The sequence below is a fragment of the Zooshikella harenae genome, from assembly GCF_018837975.1.
Classification (GTDB): domain Bacteria; phylum Pseudomonadota; class Gammaproteobacteria; order Pseudomonadales; family Zooshikellaceae; genus Zooshikella; species Zooshikella harenae.
This window is the reverse complement of sequence record NZ_JAGSOY010000152.1, coordinates 1-3,662: the sequence shown is the minus strand read 5'-3', so window position 1 is coordinate 3,662 and position 3,662 is coordinate 1. Positions and strand designations below refer to the sequence as shown.

The following is a 3,662-nucleotide window of genomic DNA, read 5'->3' as shown; positions in this document are numbered from 1 at the left end:
GACCATAACCCTAAATGGAAGGATAGAGACTTAACTGGTTTAGATCGAAAAGGCGTTTTAGACGAATATAATAGAGATGTTGGATTGCGCTGTAGAGGTTGTAATCGAGCAGATAACTAATAAGTGATTAAGAATGAATATCATTGATCATGCTGAAAAATTCTTGGGTACAATAAACCAAGGTTGGAAAGACTCAACAGGAAGCGGCCTACAGGTCGCTTCTTTCTGCAATACACCTTTTAAAGGCGTAAATAGCTATTTATCATTAGGTTTGAATCGTCATGTTCTAAGCATTTCTGACACAAAGAGTATTCGTCATGAGTTGATAATGGCTGTAAATGACGGTTTTTCATCCCCAACTATCGTTAATAATATTTTATTTGTATGTGAATCAATTTTGGATGACCATAAGGCTTTGCTTCGTGGGCAGGTTGTAAAATTACCCAGTGAACTAGCTTCACAGCTTGGTTTTGATGCACTTTACTGCTCTATTCCTATCTTTTGGGATGATGATTTTTCTGAGTTTAGTGGATCTAAGCCCCCAGTCATAATTGTCTTATTAATACCTATTTTTAACCAGGAAGCTGACTTTATACATCAAAATGGTTGGAGTAAATTTGAAGGTTTACTAGATGATAAAAACCCTGATTTATTTTCGATGAACAGAGAACCTGTTGTATAAATGAGCTTTAAGTCAAATCTAGGTGTTTTTGTCTGCCCACATGTTTTTCAAAAAACAAGGCCCATTTTGTTGGTGATTCATGAGGATGGTGAATGGCAGTGCCTTTGTGGTTACGGAGACCATACAAGTGAGGGGCACTTGGTAGAACGTGACCCTTCTTTAAACCAGTTAAGTGACCTGCCTGATGGCTGGGAGGCAGAAAGGGAGTCACCAGAAAACACTTGGCTTCGTACTAAGTACCGGTATGATGACTAAAGAATAATTTTAGGAATAAACCTGTAAACGGCAGTCATCAGCTTAGGAAAAACTATGTTCCCTAGAGTTTTTGAAGTATTAAATAAAGAAACTAGTTTTCTTGCTGTGATGGGCAGACCTACAGGTGGTGACTGCTTAGAAGATGACATAAGTTATCTAGCACGTAATGAGGTATCAGTTATTGTTTCACTTTTGGAGAACTCTGAAATCCAAGAGTTGGTGTTAGATCATGAGCCAAATTATTGCCAAAAATACAACATAGACTTTATAAGGTTAGCTATTCCTGATAGAGGGCTTCCTAGCTTAGTTGAACCAGTGAAAGACTTATCTACTCAGTTGTACAAGTACCTGTGTGAAGGTAAGAGTGTAGTGATTCACTGTAGAGCAGGAATAGGCCGAAGTGGGCTATTAGCCGCTGCTACTTTACTGCATACAGGGATGACCGCTACTGAGGCATTTAACCTAGTTTCCACGGCTAGAAATGTTAAAGTGCCAGATACAGTAGAGCAAGAGGAATGGCTGATAAATAATCAGTCAAAAATTCAGAATTAGCTCTTACCTAATTTATGTCTATTAAAAAGTTAATCTCAATTTCAAGTAACCCACTGAGTAGTGAGCCAGTTAAACTGGCTCCAATTGATGTGCCACAGGCTGGAACCTTGGCTAACGAGTTAATAAGCTTACTAAGCCAAAAGAACGGATTTTATGCGTTTGAAGGGGCATTACATATTTTCCCTGCCAGTTCTCCAGAAGATGAAATGAACCTGATTAGTTGGAATGATCAAGACCTATGGATTAGTCACTATAAAGGATTGGCTGAAGGCTGCCTATTTTTTGCAGAGGATATTTTTGGCGGACAATTTTGTATAAAGGACAATAAGATATTTATTTTTGATCCTGAAACAGGTGATTTTGAAGATTTCGCTGATGACTTTAGTGGATGGGCTGAAGAAATACTTGGTGATTATAATACAATTACTGGTTATCCATTAGCTCATCAATGGCAAGTTAAGAATGGCAAACTTGCTGATAGTCAGCGGTTAATGCCAAAGATTCCATTTGTGTGTCGCGGCGAGTTTTCCGTTGAAAACTTAACAGCAATTAATGCAGTAAGCGGTATGAGAAGCAGGGGTAATTTAGCTCATCAAATACATAATCTACCTGATGGTGCACAAATCAAGTTTAATATTATTGACTAGAAAAAAGTAGGGACGCTTCTAAAGCTGAGCTAATGTGTACTGACTCAAATTTAACCTGACAGACACCTGAAAAAAGAGGGTCGTGTCAGATCAGATACGAGTCAGTACAAATTATAGCACTTAGCTATTTTTTCTGTGCAGAAGGGTTGCCAAGCACTATGCCTATGCGAGTGTTATTGCCTTGTACTATGCCGCTTTTACCTTTGGGTATTTCTTGGATTTCTCCGCCTGCTTTAAGGAAGGCCGCCACTTGATCGTCAATGCTTTTCTGACGGGTTTCACTTGATACTTCGTCTTGCTTTTTACGTGCCATGAGCGCTCCTGCGTAGATTGACCAAGCATTATACACAAAAAGGGAGAAGCCTGCTGTTGTAAGGTGTATCAGTGCATTATTGAAACTAATCCTAGGTGCAGCATTATTTGAAGAGGATCCTAATCTGATTAATGTACCTGGTTTGAATGAGTTAACCGTGTGTTCTCAATAAAATGTTTAAAAACACGCTAATACTAATGACTTTTCCATGCCTGTTGTTCGCAAAGGTAAAAGGTAGAGGTTAGTTAATACATATGATCTCAGCTGCGGTGTGAGAGAAAATTCAATGTTGAAACTAGCGGGCTGAGATGACAGTGTAAAGGGACTAATTACAACGACTTAAAGAACAAGCTAAAGCAAAATATACGACCAATGCGGGTACTGCAACGACCGATACAGCAGCCATACCAACGTCCATAACTAAATCAGCTGATAAAGCTAAAGGAGTCAATGGAACACGATATAAAAATGAGAGGTCTGTTGTTTGCCTTTTATCAATAAAAACTTCTCTTTCAAAGTTTACAGCATCATGGTCAATAATAAGCTCATTTTTTGAACGCTTGGTTAACGTTGTATCAACATATATTGGCCTTATTAAACGACCGTCTGTAAGCGTGATGTTAAACTCACCACCTGATGCGGATACGCTTTTTCCTTTTACGGATATGTATAATATTTCAGAGATTTCTACATTTTTTATTTTATTTTTTATTTTCGAATAATCTTCTTTTTTAAATCTATAAATAACGGCCAAATCACTGATTAAATTCGATTTATCTGTATCGTTTAAGGTGTTCTTATTTGGTAAAATAGCAATTTTATCGTCATCTAATACAGAAACAGCAAAGGAATGGCTTTGCATAAAACTAATACTTTTGTACTCATCTAGAGAGTTATAGCCCTCCCATAATTTACTCGTCACACATGAACATAAAACAAAGGGGGTAATTAATATACAAAGAATTCTATACATTGTTAATTTTTAAACTCTGCCTGATTACGGTGTAGGATTAATGTTTGAAGGGATAATTATTATACGCGAAGTAGAAAAGATATAAGTCGCGTTTACAAAGTAGCATTGGGTGCCAAGAAAAGTATATTTGAGTGCTTCTTTTTAGTGTGTGATCGATAAAAGTGTTAGCAGGGGACACACGGTTGAAACAGCTCCATAGATGTTGGGCCGCGCCTGAGCTGAACAAAAAACAGCCGATAC

The 3,662-nt window shown here is 37.8% G+C and carries 6 protein-coding genes; 4 read left to right on the top strand and 2 right to left on the bottom strand.

The window, feature by feature from the left end:
- Positions 1–133: 133 nt before the first annotated feature.
- From KCG35_RS23940 to KCG35_RS23925, 4 genes are read left to right on the top strand one after another with little or no spacing between them, the layout of a single operon-like run.
- Entirely contained in the window at positions 134–682 is a 549-nt protein-coding gene (locus tag KCG35_RS23940; protein ID WP_215822378.1) for a suppressor of fused domain protein, read from the top strand.
- On the top strand, positions 683–937 hold the full coding sequence (locus KCG35_RS23935; protein ID WP_215822377.1) for a hypothetical protein: 255 nt from the start codon (positions 683–685) through the stop codon (positions 935–937).
- Positions 938–991: 54 nt separating this feature from the next.
- A complete protein-coding gene (locus tag KCG35_RS23930; protein WP_215822376.1) occupies positions 992–1,489 on the top strand; it encodes a protein-tyrosine phosphatase family protein in 498 nt (165 codons plus the stop codon).
- A 14-nt stretch (positions 1,490–1,503) separates the two neighbouring features.
- Positions 1,504–2,136 (top strand): SMI1/KNR4 family protein, encoded by a 633-nt coding sequence (locus KCG35_RS23925; protein WP_215822375.1) that lies wholly within the window; start codon positions 1,504–1,506, stop codon positions 2,134–2,136.
- A 124-nt stretch (positions 2,137–2,260) separates the two neighbouring features.
- Here KCG35_RS23925 and KCG35_RS23920 read toward each other — a convergent pair whose 3' ends face one another.
- Positions 2,261–2,449, bottom strand: a complete 189-nt coding sequence (locus KCG35_RS23920) for a hypothetical protein (protein WP_215822374.1) — start codon at positions 2,447–2,449, stop codon at positions 2,261–2,263.
- A 325-nt stretch (positions 2,450–2,774) separates the two neighbouring features.
- A complete protein-coding gene (locus tag KCG35_RS23915) occupies positions 2,775–3,371 on the bottom strand; it encodes a hypothetical protein (protein WP_215822373.1) in 597 nt (198 codons plus the stop codon).
- Positions 3,372–3,662 lie beyond the last annotated feature (291 nt).

What these genes read in the sequence shown, in the direction of transcription:
- KCG35_RS23920 (WP_215822374.1), bottom strand. Translation starts at nt 2,449, where the DNA reads ATGGCACGTAAAAAGCAAGACGAAGTATCAAGTGAAACCCGTCAGAAA.
- KCG35_RS23935 (WP_215822377.1), top strand. Translation starts at nt 683, where the DNA reads ATGAGCTTTAAGTCAAATCTAGGTGTTTTTGTCTGCCCACATGTTTTT.
- KCG35_RS23930 (WP_215822376.1), top strand. Translation starts at nt 992, where the DNA reads ATGTTCCCTAGAGTTTTTGAAGTATTAAATAAAGAAACTAGTTTTCTT.
- KCG35_RS23925 (WP_215822375.1), top strand. Translation starts at nt 1,504, where the DNA reads ATGTCTATTAAAAAGTTAATCTCAATTTCAAGTAACCCACTGAGTAGT.
- KCG35_RS23940 (WP_215822378.1), top strand. Translation starts at nt 134, where the DNA reads ATGAATATCATTGATCATGCTGAAAAATTCTTGGGTACAATAAACCAA.